18 protein-coding genes are annotated in these 21111 nt (G+C 43.1%); 7 read left to right on the top strand and 11 right to left on the bottom strand.

The annotated features are described in order from the left end of the window. From AB4517_RS09415 to AB4517_RS09425, 3 genes are all read right to left on the bottom strand, one after another. The coding region (locus tag AB4517_RS09415) for an SgrR family transcriptional regulator (RefSeq protein WP_372148246.1) at positions 1 to 1178 on the bottom strand (1178 nt) is incomplete at its 3' end. Between the two features lie 153 nt (positions 1179 to 1331). After that, entirely contained in the window at positions 1332 to 1565 is a 234-nt protein-coding gene (locus AB4517_RS09420; protein ID WP_017064605.1) for a DUF3389 domain-containing protein, read from the bottom strand. A gap of 95 nt (positions 1566 to 1660) precedes the next feature. Next, complete coding sequence (locus AB4517_RS09425) at positions 1661 to 2086, bottom strand: hotdog fold thioesterase (RefSeq protein WP_372148247.1); 426 nt, start codon at positions 2084 to 2086, stop codon at positions 1661 to 1663. Positions 2087 to 2225: 139 nt separating this feature from the next. On the opposite strand from AB4517_RS09425, the gene AB4517_RS09430 reads away from it, so the two are divergent. Further along, positions 2226 to 3014: a M48 family metallopeptidase gene (locus AB4517_RS09430; RefSeq protein ID WP_017069658.1), complete on the top strand. Its 789-nt coding sequence runs from the start codon at positions 2226 to 2228 to the stop codon at positions 3012 to 3014. 137 nt (positions 3015 to 3151) lie between these two features. Here AB4517_RS09430 and AB4517_RS09435 read toward each other — a convergent pair whose 3' ends face one another. Continuing rightward, positions 3152 to 4234 (bottom strand): site-2 protease family protein, encoded by a 1083-nt coding sequence (locus AB4517_RS09435; protein WP_372148248.1) that lies wholly within the window; start codon positions 4232 to 4234, stop codon positions 3152 to 3154. Positions 4235 to 4592: 358 nt separating this feature from the next. Here AB4517_RS09435 and AB4517_RS09440 point away from each other — a divergent pair, with 358 nt between their 5' ends. The 3 genes from AB4517_RS09440 to AB4517_RS09450 all read left to right on the top strand — a co-directional run bounded on the left by AB4517_RS09440 (position 4593) and on the right by AB4517_RS09450 (position 9091). Continuing rightward, positions 4593 to 5852: an outer membrane protein transport protein gene (locus tag AB4517_RS09440; protein ID WP_017064607.1), complete on the top strand. Its 1260-nt coding sequence runs from the start codon at positions 4593 to 4595 to the stop codon at positions 5850 to 5852. Positions 5853 to 5865: 13 nt separating this feature from the next. Next, positions 5866 to 8310: a VolA/Pla-1 family phospholipase gene (locus AB4517_RS09445; protein WP_372148249.1), complete on the top strand. Its 2445-nt coding sequence runs from the start codon at positions 5866 to 5868 to the stop codon at positions 8308 to 8310. 223 nt (positions 8311 to 8533) lie between these two features. Beyond that, complete coding sequence (locus AB4517_RS09450) at positions 8534 to 9091, top strand: PhnA domain-containing protein (protein ID WP_017060062.1); 558 nt, start codon at positions 8534 to 8536, stop codon at positions 9089 to 9091. An 83-nt stretch (positions 9092 to 9174) separates the two neighbouring features. Here AB4517_RS09450 and AB4517_RS09455 read toward each other — a convergent pair whose 3' ends face one another. From AB4517_RS09455 to aspT, 7 genes are all read right to left on the bottom strand, one after another. Next, positions 9175 to 10326, bottom strand: coding sequence for a BamA/TamA family outer membrane protein (locus AB4517_RS09455; protein WP_017069662.1), 1152 nt, complete (start codon positions 10324 to 10326; stop codon positions 9175 to 9177). Between the two features lie 261 nt (positions 10327 to 10587). Next, entirely contained in the window at positions 10588 to 11493 is a 906-nt protein-coding gene (locus tag AB4517_RS09460) for a LysR family transcriptional regulator (protein ID WP_372148250.1), read from the bottom strand. Positions 11494 to 11651: 158 nt separating this feature from the next. Next, entirely contained in the window at positions 11652 to 12077 is a 426-nt protein-coding gene (locus AB4517_RS09465; RefSeq protein ID WP_102394485.1) for a hypothetical protein, read from the bottom strand. A 17-nt stretch (positions 12078 to 12094) separates the two neighbouring features. Beyond that, positions 12095 to 13267 (bottom strand): patatin-like phospholipase family protein, encoded by a 1173-nt coding sequence (locus tag AB4517_RS09470; protein ID WP_017060058.1) that lies wholly within the window; start codon positions 13265 to 13267, stop codon positions 12095 to 12097. 213 nt (positions 13268 to 13480) lie between these two features. Then, positions 13481 to 14338, bottom strand: coding sequence for a pyridoxal kinase PdxY (gene pdxY, locus AB4517_RS09475; protein ID WP_017060057.1), 858 nt, complete (start codon positions 14336 to 14338; stop codon positions 13481 to 13483). 206 nt (positions 14339 to 14544) lie between these two features. After that, positions 14545 to 16143: a bifunctional aspartate transaminase/aspartate 4-decarboxylase gene (locus tag AB4517_RS09480; RefSeq protein WP_372148251.1), complete on the bottom strand. Its 1599-nt coding sequence runs from the start codon at positions 16141 to 16143 to the stop codon at positions 14545 to 14547. 116 nt (positions 16144 to 16259) lie between these two features. Further along, positions 16260 to 17975, bottom strand: a complete 1716-nt coding sequence (gene aspT / locus AB4517_RS09485) for an aspartate-alanine antiporter (RefSeq protein ID WP_372148252.1) — start codon at positions 17973 to 17975, stop codon at positions 16260 to 16262. 471 nt (positions 17976 to 18446) lie between these two features. On the opposite strand from aspT, the gene AB4517_RS09490 reads away from it, so the two are divergent. Genes AB4517_RS09490 through AB4517_RS09500 form a run of 3 tightly spaced genes read left to right on the top strand, consistent with a single transcriptional unit; the run spans position 18447 to position 20901 of the window. Next, a complete protein-coding gene (locus AB4517_RS09490) occupies positions 18447 to 18659 on the top strand; it encodes a DUF1656 domain-containing protein (protein ID WP_017059802.1) in 213 nt (70 codons plus the stop codon). A 10-nt stretch (positions 18660 to 18669) separates the two neighbouring features. Then, on the top strand, positions 18670 to 19536 hold the full coding sequence (locus AB4517_RS09495) for an HlyD family secretion protein (protein WP_372148253.1): 867 nt from the start codon (positions 18670 to 18672) through the stop codon (positions 19534 to 19536). A 9-nt stretch (positions 19537 to 19545) separates the two neighbouring features. Beyond that, complete coding sequence (locus AB4517_RS09500) at positions 19546 to 20901, top strand: FUSC family protein (RefSeq protein ID WP_017059804.1); 1356 nt, start codon at positions 19546 to 19548, stop codon at positions 20899 to 20901. Positions 20902 to 21111: the final 210 nt, after the last annotated feature.

The following is a 21111-nucleotide window of genomic DNA, read 5'->3' on the forward strand; positions in this document are numbered from 1 at the left end:
ATGTCATACCAACCGGGTTTTATCCCATAAGCGTGTAACACGCCCAAATCGATAACAGTCTCTTTTGGAATATGAACAAACAGATCCGCCGCATTCAACGCGTTAGATAAAAACTGTGCCCATGCGGGATCTTGTGCAATACCCTTCTTTCTATTGAGCAGTAAATACGTGCAACCAGGATCGAGTTCTACTTCATCGCTATCGCCACGGTCGGCCATAACAGGCTTAGATAGGCTTGGGTAAACCATTGAAGAATAAGCCTCATCCACCACCCAAACTTCAACGCGATCAATTAACGGTCTGAAACCAAAGTACCCATTGAAAGCGGTTAACACGAGTTGTTTCTCGTCGTTCTTTTCAATGCGATAAGGTCCCGTTCCAATCGGTCGAATATCGTAGTCTTCACCACGTAAAGTGATCGGTAATGTGACTTTAGCGACCGATTCCGTTAGTGCGAGGGGAAAATACTTGTCTGGACGTGTGAGAAAAACATCTACTACACAATTTGCAGGTGAAGAGACATCTTTGATATGCGAAAACATGTTGAGAGGTTCGAGTGCAAGCAGTGTATCCACAACATGATTGGTTAACAGAGGTTCCCCGTTATGGAAACGAACACCGGGTCTCAAGAAGAATCGCCATTGGTAATCGCTGATTTTTTGCCATGAATGAGCAAGATCGGGTTGAAGTTGGTCATTCTCATCTAGACGAGTCAACCCACTGAATACCTGACAAGCGATATGTTGCTCTGAACGACGCATCGATTTGGTTGGGTTAAGCATTGAAAGCGGCCGGTAATAAGGCAAACGAATAACTTGTTCGCCTTCTTGATACTGTACGCCCAAGTAGTTTTGAATAACTTGCGTGAGTTTGGCAGCATTGTGATCAAGCACTGACAGCGCCTGTCCAATTTTTCCTTCCTGCAAGTAGCGTCTTGCTAAGTTCTCGCTGACATCACAACGATTCTGTTTAAAGATAAGTTGAGATAACTTTCCTCGACCTGCTGCAGGTAACCATTCTACCCACCCTTCTTCTTCAAGCTTGTTGAGTACCATTCGGGCATTACGACGGGTACAACAAAGCACATCCGTGATGTCGTCGAGTTGAACATCAGAATCTTTACCATCGAAGTATTCAAACAGGGTTTCAAATTGAACGCGAAGTCTTGGGCTGCTCATAAAGAGGAAAACTTATTCAAAGGACATTGAATTCAGTTTCCCTATTTTATGGCGTAAAATCAATATTACTGACACAATTTTATTGTGAATTATGAGTACGACATCCTAAGATGTTATTCAATCTGAAGGGGTAAGTGCTTTTACAGTATAGGATTACATCACATCGCAGCCAATTTCATTGGCGATTTCACGGAGCTGCTGTTCATCGTCTAGTTTTATCGACCATTTACACTCAGAACCGTTAGCTGAAATGACATTTGCCCCTTTTCCGATGAGTTGAATTGCATCAACTTGGGCTTGCAGCGTGACTCTATGCTCACCATCTAAACGAACAACCAGCTCATGTGCGGTTGCGATGACTTTTCCACTTTTAAACGTTATGACCATGGGCTTCTCGGGTTACTTCTTTAAATACTGATTGCTTGTTCTAAGTACTGATTACTTCTTCTAAAGACAAAACCAGCGTACGACTGCCTAGTCTGTTATCGCTTATGTTTCTTAACGGCAATGGTTAAACGGCTGGTACAAACTAAGCGTTGACGATCATCAGTGATATTGATCTGCCATACTTGAGTAGAGACGCCCAAGTGAATAGGCTCAGCAGTACCAATGACATGCCCTTCACGCATTGACCTTACGTGGTTCGCATTGACATCGAGCCCAACGCAATAATAGCCTTCTGGTACGCAGAAGTTTGCAGCCAATGAGCCAAGCGTTTCTGCTAGCACAACCGATGCGCCGCCATGAAGCATACCCAGTGGTTGGTGCGTAAAGTGACAAACCGGCATGGTTGCTACCAAAGAATTGTCATTTACTTCGGTGTAAACAATGTTGAGGTGTTCAATTAAGGTATTTTTTGAGGTCGCGTTGAAGGTATCTAGGTCAACGGGCTTTTTCCAAATACTCATATAGGTTCCTTAATTATTGATCTTGTTATCGCGTGCATAGCTTTTTTCTATATTACCGCTGTTAGTTATCTTACAGCCCTTAGCTATTACGCAAGTTGATGTTAACATGCATAAAAACCGAATACACAGAGGATATTGTATGACGTCATGGATGAAGTTTGCCTCGCTTCTCACACTTGCAGGCCTAACCGCGTGTAGCGCTTCTCCGACAGGCAGAAACCAATTGCTGCTTTTTTCAGATAAAGACATGTCTCAGCTCGGAGCACAATCTTTTGAACAAATGAAGAAAGAACAACCCATCAGTAAAGATGCCAAAACTAACGCTTATGTACAGTGCGTAGCGAACAGTATTACTCAACACATTCCTAAGCAAGGTTTTAGTGAATGGGAAGTGGTGGTTTTTGATAGCGACCAAGTGAACGCGTTCGCTCTGCCAGGCGGAAAAATTGGCGTCTACACGGGTTTACTCAATGTTGCAGTAAACCAAGACCAACTCGCGACGGTTATCGGTCACGAAGTGGCACACGTTCTTGCAGACCACAGTAATGAGCGCCTGTCTCAGTCTCAAATCGCTAATACTGGCTTGTCTATTACTAATGTCGCGTTAGGTGCATCAGAGTACAAACAATATCAAGGTATGACGATGGCCGCGTTAGGATTAGGCGTTCAATATGGCGTTATTCTACCGTATGGGCGAACTCAAGAGTCTGAAGCCGATGTTGTTGGTTTAGAGTATATGGCTCAAGCAGGTTTCGATCCAAACCAAAGTGTCAACTTGTGGCAAAACATGGCGAAAGCATCAGGGGGTAATCAACCGCCAGAGTTGCTTTCTACGCACCCTTCCCACAGTACGCGTATTAAAGATCTACAAGCAACGATAAAAACGCTTCCTCAATCAGGTTCACCAAGACCAAATTGCAAAGCGTAATCTAAGTAAGAATCGCCTAGCTGGTGTAAATACAAAAATGCCCTATCCATATTGGTTAGGGCATTTTCAGTTTCTTGCTTGCTAACAGTTCAAGTGCACTAAGCAGCTGGATAATTCCAACAACAGAAACTCACTCGTTAAGTACCAAGAATTTGTAATGGTAGGCTTAATAGCTGATCACCAGTAGATGCAAAATACCAGATAACACCAATCAAACTGCTCACTAAACCTACATACCAAACGAACGACACGACTTGCCCGTATTTGTCTAACGGTAACAAGTGACTGTGATGACGTCCTTTCCATTCAAACAGTATTTCAACACTGCCCATGATCAATAAGAAACCAAACAGGGTTAAATTCAACTGATAACTCAATACCACACCAGCAACGGCAGCCGCGACACAAAGTACAATGCCAAGCACACTGTTCATCGAGAAACTGATACTTTTAAGAACATGTCCGCCATCGAGAGGCAAAATCGGCATTAGATTGAACAGGTTTAATAGAGCATTAAATACTGCAAGGCCGGCAAAGAACATTTCGCCAGTCGCCCAGTACAGCACCATAAATACTAACGACAATATCAGGCCGAACAATGGCCCCATGATTGAGATAACCACATCTTGCCAACGCGTATTAATCTTTTCATCGGATAACGCCAAGCCACCAAGAAATGGTATCAAATAGATCCCTTTGGTTTTCATGCCGAAGTATTTCATCGCTCTAATATGACCGTACTCATGGAACATTAAACAGGCGATTAAGGCCAAAGCGAACTGAATTGAAAACAACCATGAATAGGCCGCTAAACTCGCAGAAGCAAGTACGACCTTGATTAGCTTGGCGCTTTTAAGCGCTTTCATACCAAGCGACACCAACCCAATTAAGCTAAAACGCTTCTCTGGTTTAGGAGCGACAACAGGAGTTTGTTGTTCAATATCTTTGGTGTTTCGATTGCCTTCGGTAATGGTTTGCCCATTCACCGACGCTTTATACGTCATCTCAAACGGTTGCCACTGAACGGTCGATTCAACGTGACACTGCAACGTTTCTTCGCCAGCGCGTAGTGTAAATTCGTGTTTTCGGGCGTCTTCTTGGTCTGTGGTCGCATCTAATTGAGATACCAAAGTGTTATCCCAATACAACTGTTGCCACCCTGCCATTGATCCTTCTAAACGAAGCGGTTTTCCAAGAAACTCTATCGCGAGTAATTCCAAACTTAAAATTCCAATTTAATGACTTCTAACGAGTGTCGATATTATGCCGATTTAGCGAATGGTGGTAAACAGAAACAAAGTTCTTACATATTGAGCTATTGAACACTATTTATACCGCAACGATGCATAAACACTCTGGTCACACCTCCAACCACGAATAAATTATTGATTATACTTATATTATCGATGTTAAAGTGCCGCCCCTTTAAAACATAACCTCACAAAATAACAACTCTTTCTTTGACTTTATACAAAACATGAATTTAACATGCCATTTACATTAGAGCTTCAACACCAAAAATGCTCAGTGTGTTTTCAAACCATAATAACGAAATTCGATGCCCTAGGAGGGTCAAGGATGAAAACAATACAACGCTCTCTCGTTTCACTTTCAGTACTATTTGCATGTAACTCACTTGCGGCTGGTTTCCAAGTTGCTGAGCATTCTGCCTCAGGTCTTGGTCGTGCCTTTTCAGGTGAAGGTGCAGTAGCTGATAACGCGAGTGTACTAGCGAGAAACCCCGCCGCAATGACCCTATTTGATACAGCCCAATTTTCAGGCGCGGTTTCTATCGTTGATCCAGAAGTGGATATTACTCAAAACAATGTTCCAGGTTCTGGCGGACAAAGCCAAGTATCTAAAGACGTAGCGCCATTGCAAGTCGTCCCTGCCGCATACTACATCAGCCCTATTAACGATAAATGGGCTTGGGGCATTGGTATGTTTTCTAACTACGGCGTTGCTACCGATTACCCAGACGATATTTATGCGGGTGATCTTGCAGGTGATACTTCACTAGTGTCAGTGAACTTAAACCCCAATGTGGCGTATCGAGTTAACGACCAGTTTAGTGTTGGTGCGGGTGCGAACCTTGTTTACGCCGAGGCTGAACTAAATCGTCATCAAGGCTCTATTTCGAACATCACTGGAGATCCTGCCTCAACAAAACTGATCAGTATGACAGGTGAAACATTTGCATTTGGTTGGAACGTGGGCGCGTTATATGAACTGAATGAAAACAACCGATTCTCTATCGCTTATCGTTCAGAGGTAGACCTCGACTTTGATGACGGTGACTTTACTGATTACACGGGCAGCATCGTGGAAGGCAGTGCTACGACAACAACAGGACGTCTAAAAATCACGTTGCCTTCGATTATTGAAATTTCAGCTTTCCACCAATTGACCGACCAATGGGCAATTCACTACGGGTGGCAACAAACTGGGTGGAGTAGCTTCAAAGAGCTTAAAGCGACAAGTTCAGATTGTGTAAGTGGCGAGTGTTTTAAAAAGACCGAAGACTACGACGACAATAACCGTTACTCACTGGGTGCAACTTATCAGTTAAACCAAGAATGGACCTTAAGAGCTGGTTTAGCTTATGACGAGCAAGCTGGTGAAGCGACGTTGAGTATTCCTGATAGCGACCGTTTCTGGTACAGCGCAGGTTTAACTTACCAGTACAGCCCTAACCTTTCCTTCGATGCTGGTTTTGCCCTTGTACAAAGTAAAGATGGTGACTTCAAAGAAACCAATGAACTAGGGCAAGAACTTGAATTCTCTGGTGATGCAGTCGCTTACCTATCTGCAATTCAAATGAACTACACCTTCAACTAAACGGAATTAAAACATGAAAAAGTTATTTAATGTTTCGCTGCTCGCTTCAGCAATGTTTCTTGCTGGTTGTGGTGATGACTCTTCGAGTTCAGGTGCGTCAACAGCGATTCAATATGAGCAATACATTCAAGATTCACTCGGACAAGCGACGAGCATCAAGTTTCAATTAACGGGTGCTGATATTGCAGTTCCTCTTCCTAGTTTCGCGTTGATGGATGCTAGCGACGGTACACTTGGCTTGCCGACTGGCGGTGATGACTCATTAACCAACCCTATCGCAGCAATGAATACAATGGATGGCTGGTCAACTTCAATGCCAATTATCATGGACTTTGAAGGTACTGGCTTAGCTGACGGTGTAGCTACTGGTGGGGTTTACCTATTAAAACTTAGCGGCTCACTCACATCTGAAACTGCACCTAGTGTCGCTGGAATATTGACTTTAGGCGTTGATTTCAACGTTCTATCTAGTGCCTCAACTGACACCTTCACAATTGTGTTCAATGATTCCTTAGATGCTTCAAGTGAATACGTGTTGGCGCTGTCAAATGAACTCACGGATATTAATGGTGATCCTGTTGGCATGTCGGCAAGTTATGCTGCACTGAAATCTAGTGCGGTAACGTACACCGAAGGTAGCCTAGCTCAAGCACAACAAGTCACTCAAGGTGTTGAAAAGATCTTTGCTGGAGCGACGGCTGCAGGTGCTATTAACCTTGATACTGAAAACATCATTTATTCGACGTGGTTTACGACTGAGTCTATAGGTGATTCCCTTTTCGCTACCAAAGCGGCAACAGCTACAGGGTTGGCTGCAGCAAACCTCAATAGCGTTTGGGCAGGTAGCGCAAACCCTAACTCTGTTGACTTGTCGACAGCTTATGCGATGCAGTTTGGAACGTCAGAACCTTTCAAAGATGCACTTAGCGGTGACACTGATTTTGATAAGTATATTGGTGGTGGCGACGCGACTAAGATTACAAAAGCAAAAGTAGCCATCGAGACGATGTATGATGCTTCAGGTGCTAACGTCAATGTTAGCCAAGGGTTCGTTCAACTTCCTCATTACTTAGAGAAAGGCAGTAATGAATGGAACTCTCAACCTTTTGAATCGGGCATGCCGAGCCTTGCCAAAGTTTCAAATGCTTTAAGCGATAGCGCAGAACAAGCCAATATGGCTGCTCAATTAGTTGCTGCTGGTATCGACACCAGTGTCTTAGCGACAAGCCAAACAGAACAACTTAAACTGGTAGGTTTGAACCTTACACTAGCTGATGGCTCTTCGCTTGATAGCGAAAGAGTTATTACGAAATACTCTCCTGTTCCTCAAGTTAAGTCATTAGAAAATGTAGAGTTCTTGTTATTTACTAAGAATGGGGCAACACCAAAAAACGTTGTTATCTATCAACATGGTATTACCTCTGCTAAAGAGAATGCTTATGCGTTTGCTTATAATTTAGTGGGCGATGATACAGCGGTTCTAGCAATAGATTTACCAATCCACGGTACACGTAGTCTAGATGATACACGCTCAGCAAATGCAAACGTCTTAGCTTATTTAAACCTAACTAACTTGCCAGTAGCGCGCGATAACGTTCGACAAAGTGCGTTAGATGTAATGGGCTTGAGAGCTTCGTTAACCGCTTCTTTGCAAGCTGGTTTACTTGCTAGTTCACCTTTGAGTGCATTTAATCTAAATACAGGTTCACAGGTTAAATTTTTAGGTCACTCTTTGGGCGGTATTGTTGGAACGACAGCTGTTGCTGCCTCTAACCGTACGTTAGGTAGTCCAACGGCTGATGCTCTGTATTCGTTTAGTTCGGCAGCTTTTGAAAACTCTGGCGGTCAAATATCTAACCTTCTACTCGGTTCTACGGAGTTTGGTCCTCAGGTTAAACACAATGTTGCGTTGAGCGCTTCAACGGAATACGCGACTTTCGCAAGTGCGACCTGTTCCAATCTATCAGACAAAATCTGCTATGAAACGTTTGAAAGCAATGCAACCACAGCACAATTAGCAGTGATGACGGCAGCATTTCAGCAATTCGCGTATGCAGCTCAAACCGTGTTAGATACCATAGACCCGTTCACTAACGCTGTCCACCTGTTAAGCTCTGGTTCACCTGTACTACCTATTTATATTGGGCAAGTTCAAGGCGATGATACAGTACCTAACTCTGTAGCAAGCGCTCCATTCGCGGGAACAACACCGTTGGCAACCAAGCTTAACCTAACTGTTGTTGATTCAAGTAGTGCGACACCTAGCAGTGCCGGAACTAACGAATTTGTGAAATTTAACAATGTTGCAGCGCACAGTACCTTTGTTATCCCACAAGACGATACAACACCATTACCTTTAGATTCCGCTCACCATGCAGAAATGCAGGCACAAGCAAAAGATTTCTTGGTAAACAACAAATTGAGTACAGTGTCCAACGCAGCCTCTGTATTGGAATAATAACGAGCTCTAAATGAAACCAAATGCCAGCCTAACCGCTGGCATTTTTGTCTCTGTCGTTCGAACAAGTCCCCTAGTTGACCGTTTGCATAAAACTTTAAAACACAAATGGTTGATCTCAGCTAAAATTAATCAAGACAGAATACCGTACGACCTCTTTCTTTATTGTAAATAAAGTGGATAATAGCCCCGTAATTTAATACCTAATAAATGTGAGTCCATTATGTCTTCTGAAGCTACTATGCTAGAACGCTGCCAATCTAAATGTGAACTATGTGGTTCTGATTCTTCTCTTACTGCATACGCAGTGCCGCCACACAGCCACGTAACAGTGGATCACGGCATCATGGTATGTGACAAATGTCTTGGTGAGATTGACGATCCTAAAGATATCAACCACTGGCGTTGTCTGACTGACAGCATGTGGAGCCAGGAAGCGCCAGTTCAAGTAACGGCATGGCGTCAACTTACTCGTCTGAACACAGAAAGCTGGGCTCAGGACGCGCTAGACATGATGTACCTTGAAGAAGAAACATCAGTTTGGGCACAAATCGGCATGTCTGCTGATGACAAGCCTCTTGATGTGAATGGCGTTGAACTTAAGAAAGGTGACGACGTAACAGTAATCAAAGACCTGCCAATCAAAGGTACTAACCAAGTGATTAAGCAAGGTACTGTTATTCGTGGTATCAGCGTTGGTGACGATCCTAAGCTTGTTTCTGGTAAAACAAACGGCGGTCAATCAATGTACGTAATCGCTGAGTTCTGCCGTAAGAAGTAATCTTACTGTAAGAAAGTGATAGAAAACGAAAAGGCGCTAATTAGCGCCTTTTTTCTTGGAAAAATTTAACCTATTCCGTTGTTCTAGAAACCACTGCCTACGTTAAAGTAGATAGCGCGTTCTTCATGGCTTTGCGCATAATCCATCCCAAGGTGCAAACCGTAACGTCTCGCGATTTGGTATCGAAAGCCGACACCTCCGGCATTGACGGTACTGTCGTGGCTTATGCCGTTATCTTGCTTTGCAACCCCTGAACCGTAAAACCCAGACACCTTCCAACGATGAGTGATGCTATACGTCAATTGGCCTTGAATTGTTTCAATCTCATCTCCTTGGTACCGATAAGATGACACCCCGCGTAACGACACGTACGGTTTCGCTGTGGGTGATACAAACAGGTCTTGCTGTTCGAAGCTTTGATAATTTGCAGCCAAGCCTAACGTCCATTTATTGGCAATTGGGATATAGGCTTCGCCATCTATGTTCAAATTTCGGTAATTGTAATCACTGCCAATCGCATCGTCGTACACCATGTAATCTGCAGACAATTTGTAACCTTTGGTTGGATAAAATAAATTATCTCTTGTGTCATATTCAGCCTCCAACCCTAAACCAGAAGTAACCGATTCGTTACCCAAAATTCGGTCTAAAACCATGTTATCAAATTCAATCTCAGACTTAGCTAATAACTGCTTTATTCCCAACATCCAAGGCGTATGCCCAATCCGGAACTGCACCTTTTGTGAAAGTACGGCTACCGAAGTTGACGTGCCTATTCTAAGGTCATGATCTATGGGGCCCCAGTTGATTGATGTGTACAAATCCAAATTCGCAACACCAAAGCCGCCGCCTCCTGTGTAACGAATGGAATCATTCATCCAAGATCGTCTATGGCCACCAAATACAAACCAAGTTTCGTTCTCTGTCCCTACTGCGCCCACTACTGACATTGCTGAGGGTACTAACTGCGCACCACCATCTATGGCAGAAAGAGCAGCTTGCTTTCTTTGTCGCTTTTCCTCATCCGTCTCATGTAAAAACAAACCAGCCACACCGCCGCCGTACCCCACCGCAGGCTCGGTAATCAAAATTGGGATAGGCAAAAAGCCATATGCGTTTTCCGCAAGGTGATGCCCCATATCAAATTGACCATCAACAGGATCATAAAACGATGCGAAAGAAGATGTTGTAAATAAAAAGCAGGAAAGAAGAACAATGCCGCCGCAGCGAGTCATAAAATTTGCCTCATAAAAAAGACCGGGTGACGAAACCCGGCCGAAAGTTTGCTTCCTTGCAATAAACATAGAAATTAAACACTTATTGCCAATAAAGGGGGTCCTTAATCGACGGGCATAGAATAGGCCAAATAATGGTGTTGCCCTACTCCTATATAGAGGATGTCGCCCTACAAAATTAAAGAGCTTTCGAGATGACAGAAACGCAAAAGGCTCATATAAATGAGCCTCTATTAATAAGTTACCTACATTCTTCCTTTGCTAATATTGACTCAATAGTCGATCAACATGTTCTTGTATAACAGATAAAACCGATAATTTTACATCCTTCACTTGCTTAGAATGATTGCACCAAAGCGCAAAACCGAATTTGAATCCTTGGTGCATTTCAGACGACTGTATAGGTTCAATGTCGTAATGGGAAAATTCAGAATGAGCAAACGTTTTTGGTAACAGTGCCCACCCTAAACCGGCTTCAACCATTTTAATAACTAACGCCAATTGATCGACTTCTTCGTTATCGGAGCTGATGGTTACTTTTTCTGACATTCCCTCTTCAATAAACGATCTCAAGATAAACTGCTTTGAATTTCTTAACGCTAAAAGTACATCCTCTTGCGCCAAAGATGAGAACTCACCATTTTTTTGAACGAATGGGGAAAACTCAATGTGACCTAGAAAAGTCGCATCAAAGCTGTGTATACCCCGGCTGTCATGCACATTGACTAATCCAAAGTGGTACTCGCCACTTTGAAGGCCCTTCTTAATATCCTTTTTGTTTCGGATTAAAAAGTTCACTCGCATCATCGGGAAATCACGACGCAGTTTCTTTCGAATATCCAAAAGCATTTGATGAGGTATCACACCAGAATAAGCAAAGGTGATGTTTTCCAACCCGCCATAAGAGAGGCTCAATGCTACCTTATCGAAGGTACGAGCTTGTTCAATGGTTTGTTTAGCGTAATGGTAAAGAAGATGCCCGTCTTCTGTCGGCTTTACAGAGCGCCCAACCCTTTCAAATAGGCTTACCGCGAGTTGGTCTTCAAGGTTAGTAATAACCTGCCCGATTGTCGTTCTGTGTTTATTGAGTTTAACGGCGGCTTTGCTGAAAGAGAGTTGGTCATAAACGGTAACGAACGCGAGAAGTTGTTCAATGCTGAAATTCATTTTGTTGTGCTTACTTTTAATCGTTATGTATTTAAATTATCACAGGTTGGCGAAATATCTACTTTGTCAGAATAATATTAGTGAAAATAATTCCTCAATTTGAAACAAAAAAACCTACGTAAGCTAGTAGGTTTTATCGTTGATGTCAAACGAATAACTTAAATGTATTCGATAACTCGAGCTAGATAGTTAAAGTCCCCAGAATCACCGTGGTAATTACGGTAAACATCGACACTGAAATATCTAGGTTGGTCCACTTGAATATGCTCAGCAATTCGCTGCTCGATGGATTCTAGAGTTTCACCTGTTTGCGAGTAAATGTATTTCTTGGTGGTCTTTTGAAGCTGGCGTTCTTTAGCTTCTTTATGTGTGACGTAATTGTTCACGTCAACCCACTGACCAATGTAGTCAATCTCCACGTAGTCTGAATTTTCTTCAACCATGAACAACGCCGCTTCTTGTTGAACGTCGGCCAGTTGTAGCATGTCGTTATCGACTTTTTGCTGTTCCATTGAGGTCACATTTTGTGCCATGGCAGCGCTAGACGTTGCCATGATAAGTAGCGCTAAAACTGTTTTATTCATTTTACGATATCCCTAAATTAAGGTAATTCTGTTACCCAAGGTTTGCCCTGAGTTGCTTTGTGATAACCATATTCGTATATGGTTAATAAATAGTGTTCATCAAACATGTCTTTGGTTCGTTTGGCGTAACCAAAGTCGTGCTCGATGTAAGTAAATTGCATATCAATGTTGTTGATTTCACAGATGTATTTCATTCGATATAAATCACCACGTGTTTGAGCAAGAGTCAGGCTTGATACGCTCTTTGCTACTAAATCTAGACCCTTATCTCTCAGCGAGTGGTACGGCGCTTTCAGTGCTCCATTTCGAATAACATCGAGCTGTGGTGGTTTTTCTAACCCAAGAGCATCTGAGATCTGCTGATAGTCGAAGTTAGATGGATTGAAAAATACTTGAGCGGCTAAACCACCATCGACGTGAAGTTCTTCATAACTTTTACCTTCGTACTTCACATTGATAAACTGCGGTGGGAAGACTCCAGGAATAGAAGCACTTGCTGCTAAAACCTTATATATAAGTTCAGACTTATCTGGCATGTCACTATTTGCAATTGCGCCCACATTCCAAATGACAAGCTCTCCAGAATCAAAGTGTGTGCTACCAATAAACAAACGCTTACCGTTGCGGTGTCGCGCAGCAATTTGCTCGATCATCGGTTCAGGGAACGCCTGAGCGATAAATTGATTCAAGTTTTTACCGTCAGTAAAAGCATCTTTAAACACGGTGTTTAAAAAGTTCTTTTTGCCGAGCACTGATTTGTCATTGATGTTTAACATCACCTCCTTCATCTTCGGAAATGCATCTCCGCCGATGAATACAAATGGTGCCATTAGCGCTCCTGCACTGATGCCAGTAACTATTGAGTAGTCTTTCAATTGGCCAGATTCTTCCAGCCCTATCAAAATACCGGCTCCAAAGGCTCCGTTCGCGCCGCCTCCTGACAAAGCTAAGATATTTAGTTGCTCACCTGACACTTTAATTGGCGTTGTTTGATCGATTGGAGAGTATAAGAAGTCTGGGTTCTCACTCGCCCACATACGCAATGGCTCTTTTACTGATATCGCTTCTTCTACAACCACTTCTTTGTAATTGTCTTTGTGTACGCGTACATCCAACGTGTGGGGTGAGCTACATGCCACTACAAGTAATGACAAAGCAACGGTAAAACCCGAGGAAATTAGACGGTTCATAATTAGGCTCATTTAATGTTCTCTAAAATGATTCAGAGACTCTGTTTAATCAAAAGAACAGCTATAAACAGAGAAGTTAATAAATAGGGATAAAGTGAAGTCCGTCTCTTTCTGGGAGTAATATAGCTAGGTTTAGTCTTAGCTCGTAATCTCGTTTGTAGGATGCGACCCATCGAATAGGTACACCCTCCACCACTATCGGAGTTAAACGCTCTACCCGATTTTGACCACGTTGAAATCGTGGGTAGGCTCTACAAATTCATATTGTGCATTGATTGTTTGTAGCTCCCAAGTGCCATAGCTTTTAGTTAGCTCCAACACACCATAGACCGCGTTATTTGCATGTCGGAATGCAGCTACGGGAGACATTCTCTTTATTAACCCTGCGGTAAACAGGCCAGAGATAAGGTCACCGACACCAACCGGTTGTTGAGCAAATTCAATGTTCGGTCGTTGGGCTAAATAACATGCCTTTTTCGTTGCTAAAATCATACTGAACGCGTCATCGGGTAATGAGTGAAGATGCTTCACGAGCACCATCTTTGGACCAAGCTCCAATGCTTTCTTACATGCTGTAACCGCGTCATAAAGGGAGAGGATTTTAATGCCGGTCAATTCACTTAGTTCAAATTGGTTTGGCACTATAACATCGGCAATAGGAAGCAAGTGTTTAGTAATGGCGGTTCTAACGCCATCCTCAACGATACAACCTTTATCTGGGTCACCCATTACAGGGTCACAAACATAGAGTGCACTGTGGTTCTTTTCTTTAACTAAATTAACCGACTCGGCAACCGCTTTACATTGGTCTGCGCTTCCCTGATAACCCGATAGGATCGCACCACAGTCTTTCAGTACGTTGATGTTGTCTAAGCCTCGAATCAAGTTTCGAATATCATCTGAGCCGAATGTTTGCCCGGTCCAACCTTGTTGATATTGAGTGTGATTAGAGAACTGAACAGTGTGGATTGGCCACACATCGAGTCCCATTCTTTGGATTGGAAAAACCGCAGAACTGTTTCCTGCATGCCCGTAAACCACGTGAGATTGAATAGAAATAATGCTTTTCATGCGTCGCTCTTTCAGTTTGAAATGGATTTGAATACTTGGATAAGACGACTAAATAAACACAACGGAACATCAAGATAGGAAGTTTTATCGATCTAACCACTGTGCTTATTTGGTCGGAATAGCCTCGACATCGCCGAGGCTTATTCTTAATGAGTTGGACGTCATCGGCTTTAAATCATGTATTTGATTCTAAGCCAGACTTGAACTTATGCGTCTTGAAACTCAGCGAAGTACTCATCCAATACAGTGCGTGTTGCACGGCCGATTAGCTCGTACTCGTGGTGAGTAAGGTTCGCTAGTGATACACGTACTGATGCGTGTACTGTGTCGAAACCTTTACCAGGTAGTAAGATTACGCCGGTTTCGTGAGCAAGACGGAATAGGAAGTCTTTACCTTTCTCGTTAGCTTTGAACCAGTCGACAAACTCTTGACCGTAAAGTTTGCCACCTAGCGTGTCTAGCTCTAGTAGTGTGTAGTAATCCACACGGTCTTTGTTCTCTTCGATTGCTACACCCATGTTTTTGTAAAGCGTTGTGTAGCGCTCACGGATGATGCGTTTACAAGCGGCTTTGTAGCGACCTTCTGAGTCCATTAGACAAGTTAATGCAAACATCGCCATTTGTACTTGTTGTGGTAGAGACAGACCTGCAGTATGGTTCAATGCTACGCTGCGGCTATCAGCAACGATACGGTCGATGAATTTGATGTCACGTGGCTCTGGAGTTAGCGTTTTGTAACGGTCGTCCAATTGGCACTGTGTCGCTTCACTGAATGAGCGAAGTGTATCGTCGAACACGTTCTCATCGTGAATACCGATAGTGCCTAGACGCCAGCCTGTTGCACCAAAGTACTTAGAGAACGAGTAAACACAAAGTGTGTTGTATGGTAGTTTTGCAAATAGAGAAACGAAGTCATCGGCAAATGTACCGTATACGTCATCAGTGATGATGAATAGGTCACTGCGTTGCTCATTCACAAAGTTCGTTAGGTTCTCTAGAGTCTCGTCAGAGAATTTCACTGATGCTGGATTAGCAGGGTTAACGACGCAAAGTAGTTTGATGTCTGTATCTGCCAGTTTCTCGATTTCAGACATTGGAAGCTGCCAAGTGGTCTCATCAAGACGCAGTTCAACGATCTCTAGTTCGTACTCAGAAAGCTCTGGGATTTCTAGGTAAGGGGTAAAGATTGGCGTGATTAGCGCAACTTTGTCACCTTTTTTCAATAGACCATTGTTGAACATGGTTGCGAACGTGTACGTCATTGACGCAGTGCCGCCTTCTGTTGCGAACAGGTCAAAGTTAGTCGTCATTGGCATTGGGCCGTACATCTCTTCTGCGATGTATTGTTTAACCACTTTCTCGATGTTCACTAGCATACGTGGTGGCACTGGGTAGTTACACGCAAGGTAAGCCAGTACTAGCTCGTTTAGGAACGCTTGTTTTTCGATGCCTAGACGGTCTTTTGCGTAGCTTAGTGCACGACGTAGGAAATCAACGCCTTTGTCTGTTGCATATTGGCTTGCGAACGTGTCGAAACGCTCAACGATGCCGACGCCATCAGGGATACCACCGAAATCACCACCTAGGTAAGCGTAGTTACGCTCTGCTTCTGCTACCGCAAACTCACCAAGACGGATGAATGCTTTACGAGGTAGCGTTGCTAGGAAGTTAGGGTTACCACGACCTGCATCAAGAAGTGCACGATCTGGCACAGCTTGCGCCACTTCAATCAGTTTGTCTTTTAGCTCGAATGGGCTTAGGTCAGCGAATTTTGAAAAATCGATAGTTGGAGTTTGAGTAGTCATAATAGATACCTTACTTTCATAAATTTCAGCAAGTCGATCCCCTTCCCTATGTTTGGCCAGGGAATCGCTTAGTGTTTTAATTGGATTGACGTCTTAGACTGACGTTATAGTCTGAATTACATACCAGCGTTGACGGAGATAATGCCGACGATGATTGGTCCCCAAAGGGTCAATAGCACGTTGGCTACTGCGTAAGTCACTGTGAATGAGAATACTGGAGTTGCATTGCCTGTTTTTTCCATCAATGCCGCAAACGCAGGGTTTGCACTTCGACCACCAGTCACACAACCAAGTGCTTCAATTGGGTTTTTGATTCTCAAAACAAAGTAAGAGAAGAAGAACGAAATAATCTGTGGAATGATGGTTACCGCAACACCCAAGAATAGTAGGCTCATACCGTGTTCTTTGATGGTGTCTACCGCTTGAGGGCCAGCCTCAAGACCAACGATACCCACGAATGCTGCTAGACCGAAGTCGCGAATAAAGCTTGCTGCTGATTCTGGGAATTGCGCCACATGTGGGTTACGGCTGCGTAACCAACCAACAATCAGACCTGACACTAGACAGCCTGCACCAGAGCCGATAGTGACCGGAATACCTGCAATTTTGAAGTTGATTAGGCCAATCAAAAGACCCAATACCATACCCATGCCTAGTACAATGAAGTCAGTCATTGTTGCTGAGTTCATTGGCTTACCGATTGTACCTTGAACACGATTAATATCGCTTGGTGAGCCAGTTAATTGAATAACATCATTTTTCTTAACAACAAGGTCAGCGTGAACTGGGATTGATACACCTTCGCGAAGGTAGTCAGTCACATAAACACCACGGTAAGTGCCTTTGTTCGCTTCTGATTTGATTTGACCTAGTGTACGGCCAATCAGTTGTTTGTTGTCTGCGATAAGCTGACGGTTCTCTTCAATGACTTCGTACTCTTCTGGAAGCACAACTTCAGAGCCAACAGAGTCACCTTTCAACTGACCAATGGCTTTACGAGTACCTGTGATAACCAGAACATCGCCTTGTTGAAGCTTAGTAAATTTGTCTGCTTCAATCGCTTTGCCATCACGCTCGATAACTTCGATGCATGCGTCTATTGAATCTTGATTGATTTGGGCTAGTGTCAAACCATTCAGTTTGCTCTCTGCTTTGATTTCAAAAGCGCGAGTCTCAAGTTTTGTCATCGCATTGAATTCACCAGCACCAAGCTCTGCATTACCATCTGAGTTCGCTTCTGCCATTTTGATTGCTTCAGAGCGAATGTCCCATTTCATTAGTGTTGGGAATACCCATGTCACCATTAGGATTGGACCTAGAGAACCAAAGATGTATGTTACAGCGTAACCTACAGCAACGTTAGTTTGCATCAGATGTTTGGCTTCTTCAGACACACCACCCAAACGGGCGATCGCATCGCCTGCAGTACCAATGATCGCAGACTGAGTTAAACCACCGGCAGCTAGGCCCGCAGCAGTACCTCTATCTAAGTCAAACAACCACGCAGCGGCAAGTACACACAATAAGCCTGAAACCGTCATAACAACCGCAGACAACAGAATGTTGATGGTTCTAAAGTTAAGCGCTTTAAAGAATTGTGCGCCGCCTTGATAACCCACAGCATAAATAAAGAGCGCAAAGAAAATACTTTTTACGCCGGGATCAATCTGAACACCAAATTGCCCAATAATTACGCCCATTAATAATGTTCCGGCCACACCGCCTAAAACAAATCGGCCGATAGTAATTTTACCAACCATATAACCCAATGAGAGTGTAATAAATAGTGCGACAAATGGTGCCATGTCAAACAGATTAGAAATAATGTCCATGACAAATTTACTCTTGTTACTAAATATAAGGAGTAAATAATCTAACGAATAACTTAATAATGATATTTGTTGGATTATTCAAAATAAATAAAGCATCTCGTTGCTTCGAACCGAATATTAAGAACAAAAGGTTTTATTATGTAATCCCATTTGATGGATCAAATCATCACTTTAACTGTTCGCATAGTTTTTGAAGTGCAACTTACATCTTAAGTGATTGTTTTAAATATATTTATCTTAAATCGGCAAAAGTAGATGATTTTCGAAATCAATTTCAATTAAGTGTTTCCACTTCAAGAACGACAACCTACCTACCGTTGTTTTACTGGCTTACGGCTCTCAACAAAGAGGCAGTTGGCATAATCACCGAATAAAGTTGGATTTTGATGGGTACGATCCTCTATAAGCGATTATCACAATAAATCGAACTCCGTTATCGTTGCATTCATCAAACAAATAGAGAACAGAACCATGAATACCATGCCGCATGAGCTTGTGTGGGATGAAGTCTACTTCCCACCGCTGTTATTGGTTATCGCACTGGCTTACATACTGACAATGCTAACAGGGTCAATCGCGACACGGTTTGGCCTTCATAAGTACGTCGCCTTTCCTGCAATAGCAGAACTGAGCTTGATCGTGATTTTTACTGGCGCTATCGGCCATTTTATTACCATTTTTTGAGGCACTTACTGTGATCAAACGTTATCTCATCACACTTTTATTATTGGCTGCTGCGGGAACTGTGGTTTATAGCTATTACCAGTCGTACTCAAGTAACCCATGGACCAGAGACGGACAAGTCAGCGCTTATATCGTCTCGATTACACCTCGAGTCACGGGTCAAGTCATTGAAGTGCATGTCGAAGACAACTCGAAGGTAAAAAAAGGCGATCTTCTTTTTGAGATCGATCCGAGTATTTACAAGGCGACCTACAGAAAAGCACTTGCGACTCAAAAACAAGCATTTGCCCTACTCGCCAAAGCCAAAAACGAAGAGCAACGCGCGTTGAATTTAGAGAAAAGAACGCCCGGTGCCGTGCCCGTGCTGACACTAAACAACTTGAACAACGCGGTAGAAACCAGCGCCGCAAATGTCGAACTGGCAAAAGCGAACGTAGAAGAAGCACATCTCAACCTTGAGTACACCAAGGTATATGCGCCTACTAACGGCTATATCACCAATCTGAACCTACGTGTTGGCTCTCAAGTTGTCGCGAATTCACCTGTGGTTGCGCTAATTGATGAAGATAGCTTCTGGATTGAAGGTTATTTCAAAGAGACTGATTTAGTCGGTGTCGATGCTCAGGACACTGCTTATGTGACCTTAATGATGCACAACAATATTCAGCTAGAAGGACATATCAAAAGTATTGGTTTTGGTATCGCGAAGCAAGACGGCAGCACAGGTAATGATTTATTGCCAAACGTGAATCCAAACTTCCAATGGATACGCCTAGCTCAACGCATCCCTATCAAAGTGAAGTTAGACAAAATACCAGAAGACGTACAACTGCGTGTTGGTATGACTGCCTCGATCAAAATAATCAAAAATAGCTAGGTGATTCTTATGTTCACTGCATCGACTAAAGACGCGATTAAAGTCGCACTCTCTATCGTTATCGCAATCTGCCTAGCGTTGTGGTTTGGTTGGGAAAAACCGTATTGGGCTGCGATAGCCGTCGCAGTGATGGCATTGAACGAGAGCTTCGCCCATTCAATAAACAAAGGCCATAACCGGTTAATGGGAACCTTGTTAGGGACCGGTTATGCCTTTTTCCTCATTGCGATGTTTTCACAAGATCGATTTTTGTTTCTAACATTTCTTACCGTGTTCTTAGGCACTTGTATTTTCATGTCTAGTGACGAGAAATACGGCTACATCTTTTCAATAGGATTTACCGTGTGTTCGATTGTTGCTTGTATGGGCGGGTTTGATAACCAAACCACCTTTCACTTTGCTGTACTTAGACTTCAAGAAACACTATTAGGTGTTGTTGTGTTCTCTATTGTGTATCGCATCGTGTGGCCTGTGAATACTGAACTCAACTTTGTACAACGTTTCGAAACCAGTAAACAAGCGTTGTTAGATGCGATGGAAAAAACAGACAACATCGACATTGCCGCACTTGAAAGCAACACCGCGAATATTGATAAGCTGTATCAACTTTTAGATCTGCCACTGACCGGAAGCTACCACCTTAAAGAGAACATCCAAACATGGCGCTTGCGTATCGATGAAATGGCACATATCCAAGATACATTACTCAAACAAAGTAACAGCGAATCAGACTTAGATATCCAATGGGCAGTTCTTACTCACAACTTGAAGACGTTCGATGTATTAACACCAGAACAATCTCTTGTTGAGGGTGAACTCAATGTCATAGGTGATCATAAAGACGTGTCTTGGCATCATGCACATCGCACGTTTGTTGAACATTTGAATGAAGATGGGCGCAAAGTGCTGCAAGGCGTGTCGATGTTTATCACATCGCTGTTGGTTTGGATTTATCTTCCAGTTCCAGGTGGTTTCATATTTCCTATGTTAGCCGGTGTATTCTCTTCTATGGTGCCGACCATGCCACCAAGCGTTATTAAGGACGCTTTTTATGGTGTGTTGGGTACAGGGTCGGTGGTTCTGTTGCAATACATCTTTGTGATGCCATTAATGACAGAACTATGGGAGCTGGGACTATTCTACTTCCTTAACATTATGGTGATATGGAAAGTGTTCGCGACACCTAAGCTCATGGTACACCGAATATTGGGTATTAACTTATTAGTTGTTCTCACATCTGGTGCGCTCAACCTCACACCTGTTTATGGAATTGAAACGCCACTTTTGATGCTCGTAAACATTTTGATTATTCTGATGATAGCGAAGTTGTTTACTGATCTATTTAGAGTGAGGGTAACTGCTTAGAACTAAATGCGCTTAACAACTCACAACAAAACGGTCTGCCAAGTATTTTTACTTCACAGGCCGTTTTTTTATCTATTGAAAATCATTATAAATCAATTGATTAACGCTAATTATTACTAAGTGAGGATAGCGTCCATCAAAAGCGATTAACGCGATCTGCCACCTCCTCTTAAAATCCTCTCATTGATTGACGCAATGCATTTTTAGTCG

The sequence above is a fragment of the Vibrio sp. 10N.222.52.C3 genome (assembly GCF_041474195.1).
Lineage (GTDB): Bacteria > Pseudomonadota > Gammaproteobacteria > Enterobacterales > Vibrionaceae > Vibrio > Vibrio crassostreae_C.

Excerpts from the sequence above, each read along its gene's own strand:
- AB4517_RS09420 (WP_017064605.1), bottom strand. The coding sequence starts at position 1,565 with ATGGTCATAACGTTTAAAAGTGGAAAAGTCATCGCAACCGCACATGAG.
- AB4517_RS09425 (WP_372148247.1), bottom strand. The coding sequence starts at position 2,086 with ATGAGTATTTGGAAAAAGCCCGTTGACCTAGATACCTTCAACGCGACC.
- AB4517_RS09430 (WP_017069658.1), top strand. The coding sequence starts at position 2,226 with ATGACGTCATGGATGAAGTTTGCCTCGCTTCTCACACTTGCAGGCCTA.
- AB4517_RS09440 (WP_017064607.1), top strand. The coding sequence starts at position 4,593 with ATGAAAACAATACAACGCTCTCTCGTTTCACTTTCAGTACTATTTGCA.
- AB4517_RS09445 (WP_372148249.1), top strand. The coding sequence starts at position 5,866 with ATGAAAAAGTTATTTAATGTTTCGCTGCTCGCTTCAGCAATGTTTCTT.
- AB4517_RS09450 (WP_017060062.1), top strand. The coding sequence starts at position 8,534 with ATGTCTTCTGAAGCTACTATGCTAGAACGCTGCCAATCTAAATGTGAA.
- AB4517_RS09455 (WP_017069662.1), bottom strand. The coding sequence starts at position 10,326 with ATGACTCGCTGCGGCGGCATTGTTCTTCTTTCCTGCTTTTTATTTACA.
- AB4517_RS09460 (WP_372148250.1), bottom strand. The coding sequence starts at position 11,493 with ATGAATTTCAGCATTGAACAACTTCTCGCGTTCGTTACCGTTTATGAC.
- AB4517_RS09465 (WP_102394485.1), bottom strand. The coding sequence starts at position 12,077 with ATGAATAAAACAGTTTTAGCGCTACTTATCATGGCAACGTCTAGCGCT.
- AB4517_RS09470 (WP_017060058.1), bottom strand. The coding sequence starts at position 13,267 with ATGAACCGTCTAATTTCCTCGGGTTTTACCGTTGCTTTGTCATTACTT.
- pdxY (WP_017060057.1), bottom strand. The coding sequence starts at position 14,338 with ATGAAAAGCATTATTTCTATTCAATCTCACGTGGTTTACGGGCATGCA.
- AB4517_RS09480 (WP_372148251.1), bottom strand. The coding sequence starts at position 16,143 with ATGACTACTCAAACTCCAACTATCGATTTTTCAAAATTCGCTGACCTA.
- aspT (WP_372148252.1), bottom strand. The coding sequence starts at position 17,975 with ATGGACATTATTTCTAATCTGTTTGACATGGCACCATTTGTCGCACTA.
- AB4517_RS09490 (WP_017059802.1), top strand. The coding sequence starts at position 18,447 with ATGAATACCATGCCGCATGAGCTTGTGTGGGATGAAGTCTACTTCCCA.
- AB4517_RS09500 (WP_017059804.1), top strand. The coding sequence starts at position 19,546 with ATGTTCACTGCATCGACTAAAGACGCGATTAAAGTCGCACTCTCTATC.